This is a genomic window from Paractinoplanes aksuensis, from assembly GCF_024137025.1.
Lineage (GTDB): Bacteria > Actinomycetota > Actinomycetes > Mycobacteriales > Micromonosporaceae > Actinoplanes > Actinoplanes aksuensis.
Genome location: NZ_JAMYJR010000072.1, coordinates 1 through 18,540, shown reverse-complemented (window position 1 = coordinate 18,540; position 18,540 = coordinate 1). Strand labels below are relative to the sequence as shown.

At 71.3% G+C, this 18,540-nt stretch carries 16 protein-coding genes; 8 read left to right on the top strand and 8 right to left on the bottom strand.

Going from position 1 to position 18,540, the window contains the following annotated elements; translation table 11 throughout:
* The first annotated feature begins 1,708 nt into the window (after positions 1 to 1,708).
* Positions 1,709 to 3,343 (top strand): amidohydrolase, encoded by a 1,635-nt coding sequence (locus M1L60_RS46105; RefSeq protein WP_253243970.1) that lies wholly within the window; start codon positions 1,709 to 1,711, stop codon positions 3,341 to 3,343.
* Here M1L60_RS46105 and M1L60_RS46100 read toward each other — a convergent pair.
* From M1L60_RS46100 to pcaH, 7 genes are all read right to left on the bottom strand, one after another.
* Complete coding sequence (locus M1L60_RS46100; RefSeq protein ID WP_253243969.1) at positions 3,309 to 4,070, bottom strand: phosphatase PAP2 family protein; 762 nt, start codon at positions 4,068 to 4,070, stop codon at positions 3,309 to 3,311. The two genes, M1L60_RS46105 and M1L60_RS46100, sit on opposite strands and share 35 nt — an antisense overlap.
* Before the next feature lie 113 nt (positions 4,071 to 4,183).
* Positions 4,184 to 4,825 carry a 3-oxoacid CoA-transferase subunit B gene (locus M1L60_RS46095; protein ID WP_253243968.1) on the bottom strand — a complete coding sequence of 214 codons (642 nt, stop codon included), beginning with the start codon at positions 4,823 to 4,825 and terminating at the stop codon, positions 4,184 to 4,186.
* Positions 4,822 to 5,469: a 3-oxoacid CoA-transferase subunit A gene (locus M1L60_RS46090; protein WP_253243967.1), complete on the bottom strand. Its 648-nt coding sequence runs from the start codon at positions 5,467 to 5,469 to the stop codon at positions 4,822 to 4,824. The genes M1L60_RS46095 and M1L60_RS46090 overlap by 4 nt, the downstream gene beginning before the upstream one ends.
* Complete coding sequence (pcaDC, locus tag M1L60_RS48620; RefSeq protein WP_253243966.1) at positions 5,466 to 6,608, bottom strand: bifunctional 3-oxoadipate enol-lactonase/4-carboxymuconolactone decarboxylase PcaDC; 1,143 nt, start codon at positions 6,606 to 6,608, stop codon at positions 5,466 to 5,468. Before pcaDC ends, M1L60_RS46090 begins: the two co-directional genes overlap by 4 nt.
* A gap of 2 nt (positions 6,609 to 6,610) precedes the next feature.
* Complete coding sequence (locus M1L60_RS46080) at positions 6,611 to 8,152, bottom strand: lyase family protein (RefSeq protein WP_253243965.1); 1,542 nt, start codon at positions 8,150 to 8,152, stop codon at positions 6,611 to 6,613.
* 10 nt (positions 8,153 to 8,162) lie between these two features.
* Positions 8,163 to 8,702: a protocatechuate 3,4-dioxygenase subunit alpha gene (gene pcaG / locus M1L60_RS46075; RefSeq protein WP_253243964.1), complete on the bottom strand. Its 540-nt coding sequence runs from the start codon at positions 8,700 to 8,702 to the stop codon at positions 8,163 to 8,165.
* Positions 8,703 to 8,796: 94 nt separating this feature from the next.
* Positions 8,797 to 9,522 (bottom strand): protocatechuate 3,4-dioxygenase subunit beta, encoded by a 726-nt coding sequence (gene pcaH, locus M1L60_RS46070; protein WP_253243963.1) that lies wholly within the window; start codon positions 9,520 to 9,522, stop codon positions 8,797 to 8,799.
* Between the two features lie 124 nt (positions 9,523 to 9,646).
* Here pcaH and M1L60_RS46065 point away from each other — a divergent pair, with 124 nt between their 5' ends.
* The 3 genes from M1L60_RS46065 to M1L60_RS46055 all read left to right on the top strand — a co-directional run bounded on the left by M1L60_RS46065 (position 9,647) and on the right by M1L60_RS46055 (position 13,228).
* The gene (locus M1L60_RS46065) at positions 9,647 to 10,378 is read left to right on the top strand and encodes an IclR family transcriptional regulator (RefSeq protein ID WP_253243962.1); all 732 of its coding nucleotides are present in this window, start codon (positions 9,647 to 9,649) and stop codon (positions 10,376 to 10,378) included.
* Positions 10,379 to 10,423: 45 nt separating this feature from the next.
* On the top strand, positions 10,424 to 11,581 hold the full coding sequence (locus tag M1L60_RS46060; RefSeq protein ID WP_253243961.1) for a 4-hydroxybenzoate 3-monooxygenase: 1,158 nt from the start codon (positions 10,424 to 10,426) through the stop codon (positions 11,579 to 11,581).
* A gap of 120 nt (positions 11,582 to 11,701) precedes the next feature.
* Complete coding sequence (locus M1L60_RS46055; protein WP_253243960.1) at positions 11,702 to 13,228, top strand: MFS transporter; 1,527 nt, start codon at positions 11,702 to 11,704, stop codon at positions 13,226 to 13,228.
* On the opposite strand, the gene M1L60_RS46050 is transcribed toward M1L60_RS46055, so the two are convergent.
* Entirely contained in the window at positions 13,187 to 14,212 is a 1,026-nt protein-coding gene (locus M1L60_RS46050; protein ID WP_253243959.1) for an Lrp/AsnC family transcriptional regulator, read from the bottom strand. The genes M1L60_RS46055 and M1L60_RS46050 overlap by 42 nt on opposite strands.
* A gap of 241 nt (positions 14,213 to 14,453) precedes the next feature.
* On the opposite strand from M1L60_RS46050, the gene M1L60_RS46045 reads away from it, so the two are divergent.
* The 4 genes from M1L60_RS46045 to M1L60_RS46030 all read left to right on the top strand — a co-directional run bounded on the left by M1L60_RS46045 (position 14,454) and on the right by M1L60_RS46030 (position 18,338).
* A complete protein-coding gene (locus M1L60_RS46045) occupies positions 14,454 to 15,395 on the top strand; it encodes a permease (protein ID WP_253243971.1) in 942 nt (313 codons plus the stop codon).
* 151 nt (positions 15,396 to 15,546) lie between these two features.
* On the top strand, positions 15,547 to 16,266 hold the full coding sequence (locus M1L60_RS46040; RefSeq protein WP_253243958.1) for a TIGR03943 family putative permease subunit: 720 nt from the start codon (positions 15,547 to 15,549) through the stop codon (positions 16,264 to 16,266).
* Positions 16,263 to 17,426 carry a hypothetical protein gene (locus M1L60_RS46035; protein WP_253243957.1) on the top strand — a complete coding sequence of 388 codons (1,164 nt, stop codon included), beginning with the start codon at positions 16,263 to 16,265 and terminating at the stop codon, positions 17,424 to 17,426. The genes M1L60_RS46040 and M1L60_RS46035 overlap by 4 nt, the downstream gene beginning before the upstream one ends.
* A 90-nt stretch (positions 17,427 to 17,516) precedes the next feature.
* Entirely contained in the window at positions 17,517 to 18,338 is an 822-nt protein-coding gene (locus tag M1L60_RS46030; protein WP_253243956.1) for a polysaccharide deacetylase family protein, read from the top strand.
* Positions 18,339 to 18,540 lie beyond the last annotated feature (202 nt).

Here is an 18,540-nt window from a genome sequence, read left to right as displayed (position 1 = left end):
ATTGGCACTGGCTTATCAAGCACCCTGTTGAGTTCTCAAAGAACAACCGCTACCCGGCTAACCGCTCCGGGGCACTTCAACTACTTTACCCGGCGCTTTCCGTTTCGCCAAATCCGGGTCGCTGCCCGAATTTCGCCGAAACCGAAGGTTTCAGGCACCACAAATACAGCAGAAAGAATCGAGACCGCGAACGGCACAGCGCTTCACCCTGCTGGTTCTTCGTGGGTTCCCCCAGGACGGCCGCGCCGGGCCTCCGAAGAGTCCCGCTCGCTCGCCCGTCTCCCTGGCGGCTCGCAAAACATTACCCCCCGTTCCCCCGCTCGCCAAATCGACCCCCCATGGCGCGCGTCACGCTCCCGCCCACCCCTCGCGCGCACCCCGCAGCACCACCCTCCGCGGACCGTCTCGTCCCCTCTTGACCAGCGCCTCAGCGTCGCGTCGGCCATACCTCCGCGCCCCCGACCGGGCTCCCGGCCTTCGGCCGCCCATGCACCCCTTCGTACGTACTTGTGATTGCCGACGACGCACCGTGACCACCCACCCACCTTCAATACGGCCGAGCGGGCGCTGCGCGATGACGAACCGAGTGGTTCAGGACCTCAACCCTGGCCTGGCACCGTCCTGCTCCGAGAACCCACGGCCTGATGCTGGTGTCCGGCACTCGCCGGCCAAGTCGGGCACCGCGGGCCCCGCACAAGTCACGGCCCCGCACAAGTCACGGCCCCGCCCGAGTCACGGCCCGCCCGAGTCACGGCCCGCCCGAGTAGCGGCCCCGCCCGAGTCGCGGGCCCGCCAGCGAGGCCGAAGAGAACCAGGCCGGCCCCGCGTACGTAGGGATAAGTCCGCGCTCTCGGCCGGCACGAACTTTGCCGATGGCCGACCGCGCCGGTCCCGGCCGTGTGCCACTCCACGGCCATTCGTGCAACTTCAATGCCGTACGCCTGTGGACAGCCTTTGTTCTTGCCGCCTGCATCGGACCGCCTGTGGACAACGCGAAGCACCCGGCGCTCGTTCGGCGTAGGTTCGGCCCGCCCCCCGGTGGGAGGGGTTCTTTTGGGAGAGCTTTGAACAAGAAGGGCCTGGCGGTGCGCGGAACGACGAGCGGTGCGCGCGGAGTGGCCGGTGTGCCTGCGAGCCGCTGGTTGAACAGATCGGCGGCTGCGTCGCCAGTGTCGGGCCGGGGCACGAGGCCCGGGGCACGAGGCCCGGGGCACGAGGCCCGGGGCACGAGGCCGGGAACACGGGGCACGAGGCCCGGAACACGGGGCACGGAACACGGGGCACGGGGCACGGAACAGCTGTGTTGGCGGCGCGGTCGAAGGGCCGATTCGCGAAACGCACCGTCTCGGGAGCACGGATCGGGCCGGGTGCCGCCGTGCGTGGTGAACGCGGTGACGGATCGGGTCGAGGGGGCCGGGTTCCCGAACGATGAGCGCCGGCAGTCCCGGACGGCCCGATCAGGTTGACGGAGCGACAGCGGGGTGCGCTGGAAGACCAACTGCAGAGGCGCCTTTGCGAAAGAACGCCAACTGCAGAGGCGCCTTTTGCGAACTCGAATGCGGGCAGGTTGGCGCGGTGCGGTTTGTGGACGTCAAGGAATCAGATCGACCGCCCGGCGAGGCTGTGGCGGGCGGGCGCCGTGCCGGTGGGAGGGGACTGATGATGGGATGGCGGTCGGTGGTGGGGGCTGGGGGAACGGGAGAGGGTCATGGCTGACGCGGATCTGGTGTTTGTCGGAGGGCACGTCTTGGCGGACGAGGCGGGCGAGGCAGGGGCTCCGCCGGCGTCGGCCCTCGCGGTCAAGGACGGGACGATTCTCGCCGTGGGTGGGGATGACGAGGTGCGGGAGCTCGTCGGGGCCCGGACCGAGGTTGTCAAGCTGCGTGGGCGGCTGCTGATCCCGGGCTTTCAGGACGCGCACGTGCATGCCGTCATGGGTGGGGTCGAGATGGGGCAGTGCGACCTCACCGGCACCGTGGACCGCGACGAATACCTGCGGCGGATCCGGGTCTATGCCGAGCAGCATCCGGACGCCGAGTGGATTGTCGGGGGCGGGTGGTCGATGGAGAGTTTCGAGAACGGCATTCCGGATCGGCATCTGCTCGACCGGGTGGTGCCGGATCGGCCCGTCTATCTGCTCAACCGGGATCACCACGCTGCCTGGGTCAACTCCCGGGCGCTCGAGCTGGCCGGCATCACCAGCGCTACACCCGACCCGGCCAGTGGGCGGATCGACCGGGACTCCGACGGTAATCCGGTCGGCGCCCTGCAGGAGGGGGCCATGGATCTGGTCACCGTGCCGGAGATGACGCAGGAGGAGATGTACGAGGGGCTGCTCCGCGCGCAGACGCTGCTGCACGGGCTGGGCATCACGGCCTGGCAGGACGCCATGCTGGCCGCGTCGAACGGCTACGCCGACGTCTCCGATGCGTACGAGAAGGCGGCCCGGGCCGATGCTCTCACCGCGACCGTCGTCGGCGCGCTCTGGTGGGACCGGGACCGCGGGCTCGAGCAGGTACCGGATCTGCTGGCCAACCGGGAGCGGTTGACCTTCGGCAAGCTGCGCTGCGACTCCGTCAAGCTGATGCTGGACGGTATCGCCGAGAACTTCACCGCCGCGATGACCGAGCCCTACCGGGATTCGTGCGGGTGCGCGACCGCCAACCGGGGACTTTCGTTCATCGATCCCGAGGCGCTGCCGGGGTATGTCATCGAGCTCGACCGGCTGGGCTTCCAGACCCACTTCCACGCGTTGGGCGATCAGGCCGTACGTAATGCCTTGAACGCGATCGAGGCCGCGCGGGCGAAGAACGGGCCCAGCGACACCCGGCCCCACCTGGCTCACCTGCAGGTGGTGCACGCGGATGACGTGCCGCGCTTCGCGCAGCTGCAGGCGACCGCGAACCTGCAGCCGTTGTGGGCCGCCCACGAGCCGCAGATGGACGAGTTGACCATTCCGTTCCTCGACCCGAGCCTGGTCGATCGGCAGTACCCGTTCGGCGACCTGCATCGCAGCGGGGCGCGGCTGGCCGGGGGCAGCGACTGGCCGGTCAGTTCGCCCGACCCGCTGCAGGGCATCCACGTCGCCGTCAACCGGGTGCTGCCGGGGCAGCAGCGTGATCGTTTCCTGCCCGAGCAGGCGCTCGATCTGCGCACGGCCCTGACCGCCTATACGGCCGGTTCGGCGTACGTCAATCGGCTCGACACCACCGGCCGTCTGCGCCCGGGTTTCCAGGCCGACCTGGTCGTTCTCGACCGGGACCTGTTCGCCGCGCCGGCCGAGGAGATCGGCGACGCGGCGGTGGCGCTCACTTACGTCGCGGGTAGTCGGGTGTACGGCTGACCGTGGAGGCGGGCGCCAGGCGCTGGGCCGGGACGGTCACCGCGCCGGGGCGGGGCACCAGCGCGCCGACGATGACGATCAGCCCGAGCACGGCGATCGCGTCGACCCAGTAGTGGTTGCCGGTGACCACGACGACGATCAGCGTGATCACCGGGTGGGCGATCCACAGCCAGCGCTTCCAGCCGTTGGTGGTGGCCATCAGGGCCAGCGCCACCACCACGGCCCAGCCCACGTGCAGGGACGGCATGGCCGCGTACTGGTTGCTGAGCGTGTCGGTGTCGGGCGAGCCGTAGACCGAGGGGCCCAGCAGCCGGCCGGTGTCGACGATGCCGGCCCAGGGCAGCATGCGCGGCGGGGCGAGTGGGAACACGGCGTGGATGACCAGCGCGAACGCCGTCAGCGAGGCCAGGGTGCGGCGCATCCACACGTACGTCTCGGGCTTCTTGACGTACATCCAGATGAGCGCGACCGCGGTGGCCGGGAAATGCACGTACGCGTAGAAGCAGTTGACCACCCGCATCCAGAACTCGTGCGAGAGCAGCGCGGTCTGCAGATCGGCCTCGTTGGGCAGGTGCAGGACGCGTTCGAAGTGCCAGATCGCGCCGGCGTTGTTCATCGCCTCGGTGACGTGGCCGTCGACGAGCAACCGGCCCGCCTTGTACGCGAGGAACAGCACGGCCACCAGAGCGAACTCCCGCAACGCGCGACGCACCGCTGTGCCGTTCATCTGCACCCCCAAGACGACCAAGGATCGTCCCGAAGTTGCAGACCAGGCAATCTTTCACAGTGAGAATCTGATCACTGCCAGCCGGTGTCGTTCGGGCGACGCGTACGTGAAGATCAATCGAACGGCGAAGATACCAGTGGCATGCCAACCCGGTTGATCAGCTCGTCGGCCGTGATCCCGAACGTCTCGATGATCCGGGCCCCGTCCGGTCCGACGGAAAACGTCGCCACGTCGGTGTAAACCCTGCTCACACAGCCCCTCCCGGTCAGCGGGTAGGTGCACTCGGGCACGAGTTTCGGCCGGCCGTCCTTGGCGAACAGGCTCATCATCACGAAGACCTGCTTGGCCCCGATGGCCAGGTCCATGGCCCCGCCCACGGCCGGGATGGCGTCGGGCGCCCCGGTCGACCAGTTGGCCAGGTCGCCGCGGGCCGACACCTGGAACGCGCCCATGATGCAGACGTCGAGGTGGCCGCCGCGCATCATCGCGAACGAGTCGGCGTGGTGGAAGTACGCGGCCCCGGGCAGCTCGGTCACCGGCTGTTTGCCCGCGTTGGTCAGGTCGGGGTCGATCTCGTCGCCGGTGGCCGGCCGGCCCATCCCGAGCATGCCGTTCTCGGTGTGCAGCACGACCCCGCTGTCCGGCCGCAGGTAGTCGGCGACCATCGTCGGCTGCCCGATGCCCAGGTTGACGTAGGCGCCCTCCGGAATGTCGCGGGCCACGATCTCGGCCATCTGCTCGCGCGAGAGGCTCATACCTGCACCAGCCGATTCACATAGATGGCGGGAGTCACGATCACCTCGGGGTCGAGCTGCCCGACGTCGACGATCCGGGCGACCTGCGCGATCGTCACGGCGGCGGCGGTCGCCATCACCGGTCCGAAGTTGCGGGCCGTCTTGCGGTAGACCAGGTTGCCCATCCGGTCGGCGACGTGGGCCCGGATCAGCGCGACGTCGCCCCGGATCGGATATTCGAGCAGGTACTCGCGGCCGTCGATGACCCGGGACTCCTTGCCCTCGGCCAGCGGCGTGCCGACCCCGGTCGGGCTGAAGAACGCCCCGATCCCGGCCCCGGCCGCGCGCAGCCGCTCGGCCAGGTTGCCCTGCGGCACGACCTCGAGCTCGATCTGGCCCGCCCGGTACAGCCCGTCGAACACCCACGAGTCGGTCTGCCGCGGGAAACTGCACACGACCTTGCGTACGCGCCCGGCCGCCAGCAATGCGGCCAGCCCGGTGTCCCCGTTGCCGGCGTTGTTGCTGACGATCGTCAGATCGCCCGCGCCGTGCTCGATCAGCGCGTCGATCAGCTCGACCGGCATCCCGGCCATGCCGAACCCGCCGACCAGCACGGTGTCGCCGTCCCGGACGGCCGAGACCGCCTCCTCGGCCGAGAAGATCACGAAGACTCCCCGAGCACCTGCTGGGCGGTCCGGAAGGCGGCGTTGGCGGCCGGGACGCCGCAGTAGATCGCGCTCTGCAGCAGCACTTCCTTGATCTCGTCGTCGGTCAGCCCGTTGGTGCGGGCGGCGCGCAGGTGCATCGCCAGTTCCTCCTGGTGCCCCAGGGCGATCAGCGCGGTCAGGGTGATCATCGAACGGCTGCGGCGGTCCAGCCCCGGCCGGGTCCAGATCTCCCCCCAGGCGTACGCGGTGATGAGCTCTTGAAAATCCCGGGTGAACGGTGTCGTGCCGGCCACGGCCCGGTCGACGTGCTCGTCGCCGAGCACCTGCCGGCGTACGCCCATCCCGGCCTCCCGCACCCGGTCGAGCGTGACCGGGCCGCCGAAGTGGTCGTCGAGCAGCGCCGCCACCTCGTCCGGTTTCTCGGCCGGGGCCAGATGGGCGACGTTCTCGAGCACGACCAGCCGCCCGTTGCGGACGCGGGTGGCGATCCGCGCCAGCCCCTCGGGCGGCGTCGGCAGGTCATCGGCGCCCCCGATGGCCAGCACCGGCGTGCCGATCTCGCCCAGCCGGTCCCGGACGTCGAACGCGGCCAGCGCCTCGCACACCAGCGCGTAGCTCTCCGGGTCGGCCGCCCGCAACGTGTCGAGCAGAGCCGCCGCCACCTTGGGCGACCGCTGCGCGAAGCCGGGCGCGAACCACCTCTGCTGCGAGGCGCCGACCACGGCATGAACCCCGTCCGCCCGTACGGTCTCGGCCCGCTGCCGCCAGCCCGTGCTCTCCCCGATCTTGGCCCCGGTGCAGATCAACGCGGCCGACTCGACTCGCTCCGGCGCGTCCAGCAGCAGTTGCAGCCCGACCGCGCCACCCACCGACACCCCCGCGTACCGGAACGACTCGTTCGGCCGCACCTGATCCGCCAGAGTCAGGACACCCCGGGCCAGCCCGGCAATACCGAATCCGCCGTACGCGGGTTCGCTGCCACCGTGCCCCGGCAGGTCCCACCCGACCACGTGGTACCCGCCCTGCAACCGCTCGGCCGCGCGCCGCCACAGCGCCTCCGCCGACGTCCCCAGCGACGGCCCGAGCAACAACAACGGCCGCCCGGGCGCGTCGACGATGGTGGTCGCGGTCAGCATGGCTACTCCCCTGCTCGGGCCAGCGCGGCATCAATGATCTCGTCAGTGGCCCCACGGTACGGCCCCTCGACGCGCGCGTACTTACGCTGCTCGGCGTCGATGCCGGGCCGGGCGGCAGCCAGGGTCGCGGCCATCCGCTGCTCGTCGACGCGCAGGCCGGCCAACAGGTCGGTGATCTGTGAGCCGGCGGCGACCGTGCGGCGGGTCAGCGTGCGCAGGGTGTCCCACTCGACGTGCCAGGCGCCGTCGGCCCGCTCGTCGACCATGCTCGCGGCCGCCATGTGCAGGGTCGCCGCCAGCGGAGGCCCAGCCAAAGCGGCCCGCCGCACCAGCACGGCCAGAGTCGGGTTCTTCTTGTTGGGCATGGCCGACGATCCACCGCTGGTCGCCAGAGACAACTCGCCGATCTCGGGCCGCCCCAGCGTCAGCACGTCGTTGGCGATCCGCCCCCACGCATCGGTACAGGTCACGAGCGCGTCCCCGAACCGCGTGAACACTCCCCGGCTCGTATGCCACGGCGGCCGGACCGGCAGACCCAACAGAGCAGCGGTGGCAGCGACCCTCGCGACGGCCCGTTCGGGCGATCCCTCGATCGCAACAACCGCCGCCAAGCTTCCGGCCGCTCCCCCGATCTGAACGGGCAGATCGGCCGCCGCCTCGAGCAGATCGCGCGCATCGAGCGTCGCTTGCAGCCACCCCGCGACTTTCAGCCCGAAGGTGATGGGCACAGCATGCTGAGTGAGCGTGCGTCCCGCCATGTCGGTGCGCCGATGCCTGTCAGCCAGCGCGGCCAGGAAGCCGATCTGGGCCGCGAGGTCGCCCCGAATCCGCGCGGCGGCCTCACGCAGACAGATCGCGAGAGCCGTGTCAAGCACGTCCTGGCTGGTCAGGCCCTGATGCAGTTGCCCCGCACGGGGGTCGTCGCCGAGCCGCTCACGCAGCAGAGCCAGCAGCGGGATGACCGGGTTGCCACCCTCTTCGGCCGCGACGGCCAGGCCCGGCAGATCCTCCGGCCCCACCAACGCCAACAGTCCCGCCGCGGCCGATTCGACCCCGGGCGCGCCAGAACCGGCCGCCTCTCCCGCACCTGGCGAGACGAAACGGTTCGTCTCATCCGGGCGCGGCGTTGGCTGCGTGACGAAACGGTTCGTCTCATCCGGGCGCGGCGTTGGCTGCGTGACGAAACGGTTCGTCTCGTCAGATCCCGGCACAGCAGGCGTGACGAAACGGTTCGTCTCGGAAGAAGCCGGCGCGGCGGGCGTAATGGGCGAGACGCCACGGCTCGTCTCGGCAAAGTTCGGCGCGGCAGGCGTTGCGGGCGAGACGCTACGGCTCGTTTCGGCGGAGGTCGATGCGGTTGGCGAGACGAAACGGTTTGTCTCGGTGAGGGTGGTGTGGGGGTTGGTTGCCGCCTTGGGCGTGGGGGGATCGGGGTGGCGGGAGTCGAGCCAGGCTGATTCGACGCGGAGCATTGCGGTCAGGATGGTGGCGTCGGTGCAGAGGTCGCCGCTGCGGGCGTCGCCGGGCCAGAGCAGGTCGCTCATCGGCGCCGGCTCATCGGGCCTGCCGTGGGTAGCTCAGGAACACCGTCTCACCCTCGCCCTGCAGGTGGATGTCGAAGAGCAGCCCGCGCTCCTCGCGGGTGGTGATCAGCGTAACGCGGCGGTCCGGTTCCAACCCGTCGAGAAGCGGGTCCGGTTCGTCGCCGGGTAGGTAGGCGCGGGTGAACAAGCGGTCGGTCAGCCCGCGGGCGAAGACGGTCACCGCGAAGAACGGGCGGCGACCGGGGTCGGCTCCGGGGAGAAGTGTCGAGAACCAGTAGTGCCCGTCGCCGTCGGTCTGGGTGCGGCCCCAGCCGGTGAACGTGTAGCCGTCGCGGCGGATCGAGCCCGTGGCCCGCGGCACCTGGCCGGACGGGTCGGCCTGCCAGAGCTCGATCAGCGCGTCCGGGACCCCGGCGCCCTGGCCGTCGAAGACCCGCCCGTGCAGGCGTACGCCATCGGGGTGGCCGGCCGGGACCAGCAGGTTTCCGCCCTCGTAGGGCAGCCCGAGGTGGAAGAACGGCCCGACGGTCTGACCCGGTGCGAAGCTCATGACTCCTCCCGGGTGCCGCCGAGGTGGAAGAACGGCCCGACGGCGAACGATTCCTCCAGGGCGTGCGGGTGGAATAACGGCCCGGGGGCGAAGCTCACGATTCCTCCAGGGGCGTGCGGTGGGTGCCGCTCAGGATGATGTCCCAGCGGTAGCCCAGGCTGCGCTCGGGCGCGGTCACGCTGTGGTCGTACGAGGCGACCAGCATCTCGCGGGCCTTGGCGTCGGTGACCGACTGGTAGATCGGGTCGAGGTCGAACAGCGGGTCGCCCGGGAAGTACATCTGGGTGACCAGCCTCTGGGTGAAGTCCGTGCCGAACAGCGAGAAGTGGATGTGCGCGGGCCGCCAGGCGTTGTCGTGGTTGCGCCACGGGTAGGCGCCCGGCTTGATCGTCTGGAACGTGTAGACGCCGTCGCCGTCGGTCAGGCAGCGCCCGGCCCCGATGAAGTTGGGGTCGAGCGGCGCCGGGTGCTGGTCGCGCTGGTGCCAGTAGCGGCCGGACGCGTTGGCCTGCCAGATCTCGACGAGCTGGTGGCGCACGGGCCGCCCGTCGCCGTCGAGCACCCGGCCGGTGACGACGATCCGTTCGCCCAGCGGCTCACCCGAGCGCTGCACGGTCAGGTCGGCCTCATGGTCGTCGATGTCCGCCGCCCCGAAGCAGGGCGCCCACAGCTCGACCCCTTCCGGGTCGACCTGGTGCAGGTCACGGGTCGGATAGCGCAGCATGCTGCTGCGGTAGGGCGGGTAGTCCCGGCGCGGCTGCGGTCCGCCGCTCCCCCGCAGTTCGGCGATCTCGCGATTGATGTCGGCCTGCGTCGTCACGATGGCGACGCTAGACCAGCCCGCGGGGCCAGACGATACTTACCTTCCATTGAGCGGAAGGGGCGACCTTGGCTCCCAGCATGACGCCGCGGGCGCTCGGCCGACCGGGACGGAAGGGGCGGCCGTGGCTCCCAGCGTGACGTCGCGGGCGCTCGACCTGCTGGGCGCGTTCGGTCCCGAGCATCGCAGCCTGACGCTGAGCGAGCTCGCCCGCCGGGCCGGCCTGCCCCTGGCCACCGCCCACCGGCTGGTCGGCGAGCTGCACAAGTGGGGTGCGCTGGCCCGGCTCGAGTCCGGCGAGTACGTGATCGGCCGCCGCCTGTGGGACCTCGGGTTGCTCGCGCCGGTGCAGTCCGGGTTGCGCCAGGCGGCCTCACCGTTCCTGCACGATCTGTACGGGGCCACGCTGGCCACCGTGCATCTGGCCGTGCGCGACGGCTGCGAGGTGCTCTATGTCGACCGACTGGCCGGGCACGTGTCGGTGCCGGTGGTGAGCGAGGTCGGCTCCCGCCTGCCGCTGCACGCGACCGGGGTGGGCAAGGTCCTGTTGGCGTACGCCCCGGAGGCCGTGCGGGCCGAGGCCTTCGGCCGGCTGAGGAGGATCACGCCGTACACGGTGACCCAACCGGCCCGGCTGGCCGAGCAACTGCGGAGGGTGCGGGCCGAGGGGTACGCCACCACGGGCGAGGAGATGAGCCTGGGCGCCTGTTCGGTGGCGGTGCCGGTCGGCGGCGACACCGTGGTGGCCGCGCTGGGCATCGTCGTGCCCGATCTGCGCCGCGACAAGGCCCGCCTGGTGGCCGCTCTGCAGGTGGCCGCACGCGGAATCGGCCGTACGCTGGCTTCCGCTGAGTGAGAACGGGGCCTTGCCGCCCGGCCTTCGCTGCCGTTGGCTGAGCCCATGCGCACACAGGTCGCCATCATCGGCGCCGGCCCGGCCGGACTGCTCCTCGCCCACCTGCTGCACCGTGGCGGCGTCGACGCGGTGGTGCTCGAGACCCGGTCGCAGGAGTACGTGGCCGCGCGCATCCGGGCCGGCATCCTGGAGAGCTCCAGCGTCGAGCTGCTCGAGTCGGCCGGGCTGGGCGACCGGCTGCGGGCCGAGGGCCACGAGCACCGCGGCATCTACCTGCAGATGCCGGGCGAGCGCCACCACCTCGACTTTGTCGACCTGACCGGGCGCAGCGTCTGGGTCCACGGCCAGACCGAGGTGCAGAAAGACCTGGTCGCGGCGGGCACGGCCGAGGTCCACTACGAGGTCACCGAGGTCGGGCTGCATTCGCTCGAGTCGGACCCGTACGTCACGTTCGTCGATTCCACCGGTGCTCGGCACCGTCTCGACGCGGACGTGATCGCGGGGTGTGACGGCTCGTTCGGCCCGTCCCGGGCGGCGGCGACTCCGGCCGAGACGTTCGAGCGCGTGTATCCGTACTCGTGGCTGGGGATCCTGGCCGACGTCGCGCCCTCGACCGACGAGCTGATCTACGCCTGGCACCCGGACGGGTTCGCGCTGCACTCGATGCGCTCAGAGACGGTGAGCCGCCTGTATCTGCAGGTGCCCAACGGCACCGACCCGGCCGACTGGTCCGACGACCGGATCTGGGCCGAGCTGGCGACCCGCCTGGGCGACGGCGAGAACGGCTGGAAGCTGACGCCGGGACCGATCACCGACAAGAGCGTGCTGCCGATGCGCAGCTACGTGCAGACGCCGATGCGGCGCGGCCGGCTGTTCCTGGCCGGCGACGCCGCCCACATCGTGCCGCCGACCGGCGCCAAGGGCCTCAACCTGGCCATCGCCGACGTCGCGCTGCTGAGCTCGGCGCTGGTCGCCCTGCTGCGCGAGGGCGATTCCCGGCTCGCCGACCGCTACTCCGACGACGCGCTGCGCCGGGTCTGGCGCTGCACGCACTTCTCGTGGTGGATGACGACCATGCTGCACGCGAGCGGCGACCCGTTCGACGCCCAGCTGCAGCTCTCCCAGCTCAGATGGGTGACCACCAGCACCGCCGGGGCGACCGGCCTCGCGGAGAACTACGCCGGTCTTCCGCTGGCCCTCTGACGGATCCCGCGCCCAACCACCCGCCCGACGGAGGATTTCGACGCCGACGGCCCCTTGGCTGGATCTCGCGACCACGGACAGCGATCGTGATGTGGTCACGGATAGTCAAGGAGAAGAACCATGCGCAAGTGGTGGCCACTTGTCACGATCTGCCTGGGCACCTTCATGCTGCTCATCGACGTCACCATCGTGAACGTCGCCCTGCCGCCGATGGCGGTCGACCTGCACACCTCGTTCACGGCCCTGCAGTGGGTCATCGACGGTTACGTGCTGTCACTGGCGGTCCTGCTGCTCGGCGCGGGCGCGCTGGGTGACCTGTACGGCCACCGGCGGCTCTACGTGGGCGGGCTGGTCGTCTTCGCGCTCGCCTCCCTCGCCTGCGGCCTGGCCACCGACGGCAGCGCCCTCATCGCGGCCCGGGTCGTGCAGGGCATCGGGGCCGCGGCCATGTTCACCACCACGTTCGCGCTGCTCAACAGCTCCTATCAAGGGCGCGAGCGAGGCATTGCGTACGGAGTCTGGGGCGGTGTCTCGGGTGCTGCCGCGGCCGTCGGTCCGGTGCTCGGGGGCCTGCTCACCGAGGGCTTCAGCTGGCGCTGGATCTTCTTCGTCAACCTGCCGATCAGCGTCGTCGCCATCGTCGCGACGTTCGTCGTGCTGCGGGCCGACCCGGGCCACCGTCGCGGCCGGTTCGACCTGCCAGGCACGATCACCTTCACCGTCGCCGCGACCGCGCTGACCCTGGCCCTGATCCGGGCCGACACCGAGGGTTGGACGGCCTTCGCGACCTGGGGCCTGCTGCTGCTCAGCGCGGTCGGCCTGGCCGCCTTCGCGCTGGTCGAGCGGCGTAGCGCCCACCCCATGCTCGACCTGAAGCTGCTGCGCAACCGCTCGTTCGGCGGCATCCTGATCGGCGCCCTGCTGGTCAACATGGCCGCGTTCGCCGCGTTCACCTACACGTCGATCTGGCTGCAGAGCCTCGAAGGACTGTCGCCGCTGAAGGCCGGGCTGGTCGGCCTGCCGATGTCGATCGTCTCGGTGATCGTCTCCGGCATCGCGGGCGCCCGCCTGCACGGCCGTTCGCCGCGCCTCATCATCGGCCTCGGCCTGCTGCTGATCGGGGCCGGCTCGGCCCTGACCGCTCTGCTGCTGCAGCCCGGTTCGAGCTGGCCCGCGCTGCTGGCCGGCTACGCGGTGATCGGCGCCGGCGTCGGGCTGGTCATGCCCACGCTGGCCGAGGCGGCGATGGCGGCCGTCCCCCGCGAGCGCAGCGGCATGGCCGCGGGCGCGATCAACACGGCTCGCCAGCTGGGCTTCGCGATCGGCATCGCGCTGCTGGGCACTGCCTTCGCCGGCCGGGCCCGGGACCACCTGGCCGAGGCCGGGGCGCCGAACGCGGCCGACGCCGCCCACGGACTCGCCGCCGGGCAGTCGGGCCGCATTCTCGCGGCCACCCCCGAGCCCGTACGAGCCACTGTGGACGCGGCCCTGCACGGCGCCGCCGTGGCCGGTCTGGACGCGGCCTTCCTGGTCGCGGCGGCCGCCGGCGTGGTGGCGGGCATCGCCGTGCTCGTGCTGGTGCGCCCGGCCCCCGCGACACGGTCGTCAGACGACCGGGCCCCGCAGGACGCCGTTCTCCAGCAATGAGACGGCCAGCTTGACCCGGGTCACCAGGGGCACGGTCTCGCACGTGCGGACCTCGCGGATCGCGGCGACGTCCGTGGTCAGGTAGTGGTAGAGCGCCGTCGCGTCCGGGCACAGGGCGATGGCGACCAGGGAGGCGGCGCCGGTCACGGCCGAGGCCCAGGCCAGCCGGCGGTGATCGGCCAGCCGGGCCCCGACCGTGGCCAGGTCGGTCGGCGCGACGGTGAACCAGAGGTAGGCCACCTCGCGGAAACCCAGCGCGGCGGTGGCCGTGTCGAGGTCGAACCGCACCAGCCCGGCCCCGGCCAACGTCTGCAGCCGCAGCGTGACCTTGCGCTGGGTCCAGCCGGTGGCCTCGGCCAGCGCGGCGTAGCTGGCCCGCCCGTCGTGGGCCAGGGCCACCAGCAGCGGCCGGTCGTCCGGGGTCAGCTCGGCCGGGCCCGCGGGCGCGGCGACCGCGGGCTGGTCGGCCAGCAGTTCCCGCCGCTGGTCGCTGCCGAGCTGGTCGTGGGCGGTGATCCAGTCGGCCTCGCCGCGCCCGATGAAGCGGTGCAGCACCTGGTGCGAGCTCAGCGAGAGCACGTTCGACGCGCGGGGCAGGTGGTGCAGCAGGCCTTCCCGGCCCTCCGGCGAGCCCTCGTCCACGGTGACCTGACAAGTCAGCTCGGCGCCACCGGCCCCGATCGACACCCAGCTCGTGTCGGTGCGCCGGGCCAGGGCCGCCGCCGTGGCCGCCGCGGTGCCGGGGCGGCAGGCAATGCGCAGGATCCACGAGCTCGTCGTTGACACCGGGTCGGCAATGCCGAACACCCGGATCAGGCCGTGGGTGCGCATTCGCTGATATCGGCGCGACACTGTCTGCTCCGACACGCCCAGCACGGTGGCCAGCCGGGCGAACGGGACGCGCGGCGTGAGCTGGAGCCCATGAATGATCTGCCGGTCCAGCCGATCGATCACGGCGGGCCCGGCCGGAGTCAGCGCCGGCACCGTCGGATCCTACCGCGCAGCTCATCGCGTACACATGCATTGATGAACATATTCGCAGGTCAACTGGGGCGGTGATTCCCTCGTGCGAGGACACGGCGGGGCGGCCCGGCCCCGCTAAGGTGGGTCGCGGCCGACCGCATTGGAGTGTCACTTGCCCTCGCCCCGCCTCGACGCCGAGGAACCCTCGCCCCAGCTCGACACCGAGCCGACCGCCGCTCCGGCGGGCCGGCCCGAGCGCCGGATCGGCTCGCTCGAGGTGCTCGCCGGGCTGCTCGTGCTGCTGGTCGTCCTCCGCGGCCCGCTGTCCGATCTGGTCTCCGGGCCCGCGCTGCAGACCTGGACCACGGTGTTCGTCTCGGTGCTGGTGCAGGCCGCGCCGTTCCTGGCCTTCGGGGTCGCGTTGTCGGCCGTGATCGCGGTGTTCGTACCCCGGTCGTTCTGGGCCAAGGCGCTGCCGAGCCACCCGGCGCTGGCCGTGCCGACGGCCTCGCTGGCCGGGGTCGTGCTGCCCGGCTGTGAGTGCGGCAGCGTGCCGATCGCCGGCTCGCTCATCCGGCGCGGGGTCACCCCGGCCGCGGCGCTGGCCTTCCTGCTGGCCGCGCCGGCCATCAACCCGATCGTCATCACGGCCACCGTCATCGCGTTCCCCGGCCGCCCCGAGATGGCCGTCGCCCGCGGCCTGGCCAGCCTGGTCGTGGCCGTGCTGATCGGGTGGTTGTGGCTGCGCCTGGGCAAGACCGAGTGGATCAAGCTGCCGCACCGGCCCGAACTCGACACCCTGCCCAAGTGGCAGGCGTTCTGGGCCGCCTGCCGGCACGACGTGCTGCACGCGGGCGGCTATCTGGTCGTCGGGGCGGCCGCCGCGGCCACCATCAACGTGGTCGTGCCCGAGGCCTGGCTGACCAGCCTGGCCGCCAACGCCGTGCTGTCGATCCTGGTGCTGGCGATCCTGGCCGTGCTGCTGTCGATCTGCAGCGAGGCCGACGCGTTCGTGGCCGCCTCGCTGAGCCAGTTCTCGCTCACCTCACGACTGGTGTTCCTGGTCGTCGGGCCCATGGTCGACCTCAAGCTGATCTCGATGCAGACCGGCGTGTTCGGCCGCACGTTCGCCTCCCGCTTCGCGCCGGCCACCTTCGTCGTGGCCGTGCTGGTCGGCACGGCCTTCGGGGTGGTCCTGCTATGAGCCGTACGACGGAAGTCCGCGCAGCCGATTGCGGCGCGGCCCCGCTCGCAGGCGCGGCCCCTCACGCAAGCGCGGGCACTCTCGCAGGCGCCGTCCCTCTCGCAGGCGCGGCCATGGTTCTCGACCAGCCCGGATCGGACGGAGCGCAGCAGTGAACAAGCTGACCCAAGGCGTCGTTCTCCTGCTGTTCGGCGGGGCGATCCTGCGCGCGTCCGTCACCGACCTCTATCTGCGCTACGTCAAGGAGGGGCTGCGGCCGTTCCTGATCGCCACCGGCGTCCTGCTGGTGGCCGCGGCGTTGATGACCATTTGGTACTCGTTCCGCGAGACGCCGTCCGACTCCGGCGAACACGGACACGAGCACGAGCACCACGGACCCGGCGTGGGCTGGCTGCTGATCCTGCCCGTGCTCGGGCTGCTGCTGGTGGCGCCGCCGGCGCTGGGGTCGTACGCGGCCAATCAAGCCGGCAGCGTGGTCGCGGAACCGGTCGGCGGGTCGGACTACCCGCCGCTTCCGGCGGGCGATCCGGTCGAGCTGAGCCTGGTCGACTACGCGTCGCGGGCCCTGTTCGACGCGGGCAAGAGCCTGGACGGGCGCGAGCTCAGCCTGACCGGGTTCATCACCACCGCGCCCGATGGAGCGCCGATGCTGGCCCGGATGGTCCTCTCGTGCTGCGCCGCCGACGGCCGGCCCATCAAGATCGGGCTGGACGGGCGTACGCCGATCGACGTCCCGGCCGACACCTGGGTCCAGCTGACCGGCGTCTACACCGCGCGCACGATCAAGGACCCGGTCAACAACGTCGACGTGGCCTATTTCGAGGTACGCACGTGGCAGGAAATCCCCGAGCCGAAGCAGCCCTACGCATGACCGCAACGGCGCCGCCCACGCCGCCCTTGCCTCCGGTGCCGCACGAGCCTCCCAAGCCGCCGGCCCCCGCTCCCCGGCGACGGCACTGGCCAGCCGCCGCCGCCTTAGTTGTCGCGCTCGGGGCCGGCGGCGTCCTGCTGCTCGGCGGCGGCTCGGGTAACGACCCGGCCACGCCGCCGCCCGCCCGTACCGACGCCAAGTCCGTGTGGCCCGACGCCAAGCGGGCCGACCTGCCCGCAACCCTGCCCGACGGGCCGCTGTTCACGCCATCGATCTTCCTGGACACGACCACGGCGGTCGGCACGGCGCCCACCCCGAAGGGCGACGAGTCCCGGCTCCTGCTGCGCTCCGGGGATCGGGTGCGCGAGCTGCGCCGCCTGCCCGTGGCGGCCAACCCGCAGTTCGAGGCGTTCACGGCCGACGACAAGCAGATCTTCTGGGCCGAGTCGACCGCCACCGCCCCGGCCGTACGACTGTGGACCGCCGACCGCAACGGCGGCCCGGCTCGGGAGTTGACCGCCGACACCGGCAACGCCGTCTTCTTCGGCAACCAGTACGACCTGGTCGTGGCCGACGGCAAGCTGCACTGGGCAGCCGCGCCGGGCGACGTCACCGAGGCCACCGAGATTCGCTCGGCCCCGCTCGGGGGCGGCAAAGTCAGCGTACGCACGGAACCCGGCCAATGGACCCAGTCGGCCTGGCCCTGGCTGGTCGACGACGGCAGCACCTCGGGCGAGCCCCGGCTGCGCAATCAGTCCACCGGGCGCGACGTGAAGATCGCCGTCAGCGGGCTCGACGTGCTGACCTGCGGACCGGTCTGGTGCCGGGCCATGGTGATGGGCGACGAGGTGCTGACCCGCATCGACCTGGTCCGCCCGGACGGCGCCGACCGCCGCAAGATCGCCGGGAGCGCGGCCCAGTCGGCGATCACCGACGTGGCCGTGCTCGACCGCTACGAGGTCCTGTCCGAACCGGGGCCCGACACCGAACTCACCGGGGCGGCCGCACTGGTCGTCTATGACATCACCACCGGTCGTACGGTCGACATCGCGCCCGACGCCGACGGCGCCTTCGCCCGCGGCGGCATGTTGTGGTGGTCGACGGCCGACGAGGACGAACAGATCACCTGGCACACCCTGGATCTGCGCACCGTGCCCTGACGCGATCATGACAAATTCCACAGTGCGCGACCAAAGGCCCTCCCGCGTACGTCTGCATGAAGGACACTCACCTACCGTGAGGGAGCACGCATGCGGATGAGAGCCCTGGCGGCCGCCCTGCTGGTAGCCGTTGTCGCAGGTTGCGGCGCCGGCGAACACCCGGTCGAGCCGGCGCCCAGCACCTCCGCGACCGTCACTCCCAGTTTACCCACGGTCACGCCGCCCAAGCCGCAGGCCCGGGCGATCGCGCTGTCCCACCTGCCGGCGAACCTGCGGGCCCGGGTGCCCCAGTTCGCGCCGGCGCCCCCGGCCACGACCAAGGTGCAGCTGCCCACCGACGGCACGGCCGGCTGGTTCTCCCGGATCCCGACCGACCAGAAGGTCGCCTTCATCACGATCGACGACGGCTGGGTCAAACACCCGCTGGCCCTCCCGCTGTTCCAGGCGGCCGACGTGCCCGTCACCCTGTTCCTGCAGACGAACGCGATCCGGTCCGACCCGCAGTACTTCGCCAAGTTGCAGGCGGCCGGGGCCACGATCGAGAACCACACGATCACCCACCCCAACCTCGAAGGCCGGTCGTACGCGGCCCAGAAGCGGGAGATCTGCGGCGGGGCCGACCAGCTGGCGGGGTTCTACGGGCGGCGACCGGTGCTGTTCCGGCCCCCGTTCGGCAACCACGACCGGACCACGCTGAAGGCGTCGCACGACTGCGGGATGAAGGCCGCGTTCTTCTGGAAGGAGACCACCAACAAGGGCAAGGTCCGCTTCCAGGAGGGGCCGGGCGTCAAACCGGGCGACATCATCCTGATGCACTTCCGCGACCGCTTCCCGGACGACTTCACGGCCGTGCTGCAAGCCATCCACAAGGCGGGCCTGACCCCGGCCAAGCTCGAGGACTACATCCCCTGACGCCTTCCCGGACGCGTTGCGGCGCTTCCGAGCGCGTCGCGGCGCTTCCGAGCGCGTCGCGGCGTTTCCGAGCGCGTCGCGGCGTTTCCGAGCGCGTCGCGGCGTTTCCGAGCGCGTCGCGGCGTTTCCGAGCGCGTCGCGGCGTTTCCGAGCGCGTCGCGGCGTTTCCGAGCGCGTCGCGGCGTTTCCGAGCGCGTCGCGG

What these genes read in the sequence shown, in the direction of transcription:
- M1L60_RS46035 (WP_253243957.1), top strand. Translation starts at nt 16,263, where the DNA reads ATGACCGCAACGGCGCCGCCCACGCCGCCCTTGCCTCCGGTGCCGCAC.
- M1L60_RS46105 (WP_253243970.1), top strand. Translation starts at nt 1,709, where the DNA reads ATGGCTGACGCGGATCTGGTGTTTGTCGGAGGGCACGTCTTGGCGGAC.
- pcaG (WP_253243964.1), bottom strand. Translation starts at nt 8,702, where the DNA reads ATGAGCTTCGCACCGGGTCAGACCGTCGGGCCGTTCTTCCACCTCGGG.
- M1L60_RS46030 (WP_253243956.1), top strand. Translation starts at nt 17,517, where the DNA reads ATGCGGATGAGAGCCCTGGCGGCCGCCCTGCTGGTAGCCGTTGTCGCA.
- M1L60_RS46055 (WP_253243960.1), top strand. Translation starts at nt 11,702, where the DNA reads ATGCGCAAGTGGTGGCCACTTGTCACGATCTGCCTGGGCACCTTCATG.
- M1L60_RS46060 (WP_253243961.1), top strand. Translation starts at nt 10,424, where the DNA reads ATGCGCACACAGGTCGCCATCATCGGCGCCGGCCCGGCCGGACTGCTC.
- M1L60_RS46095 (WP_253243968.1), bottom strand. Translation starts at nt 4,825, where the DNA reads ATGAGCCTCTCGCGCGAGCAGATGGCCGAGATCGTGGCCCGCGACATT.
- pcaDC (WP_253243966.1), bottom strand. Translation starts at nt 6,608, where the DNA reads ATGCTGACCGCGACCACCATCGTCGACGCGCCCGGGCGGCCGTTGTTG.
- M1L60_RS46080 (WP_253243965.1), bottom strand. Translation starts at nt 8,152, where the DNA reads ATGAGCGACCTGCTCTGGCCCGGCGACGCCCGCAGCGGCGACCTCTGC.
- M1L60_RS46100 (WP_253243969.1), bottom strand. Translation starts at nt 4,070, where the DNA reads ATGAACGGCACAGCGGTGCGTCGCGCGTTGCGGGAGTTCGCTCTGGTG.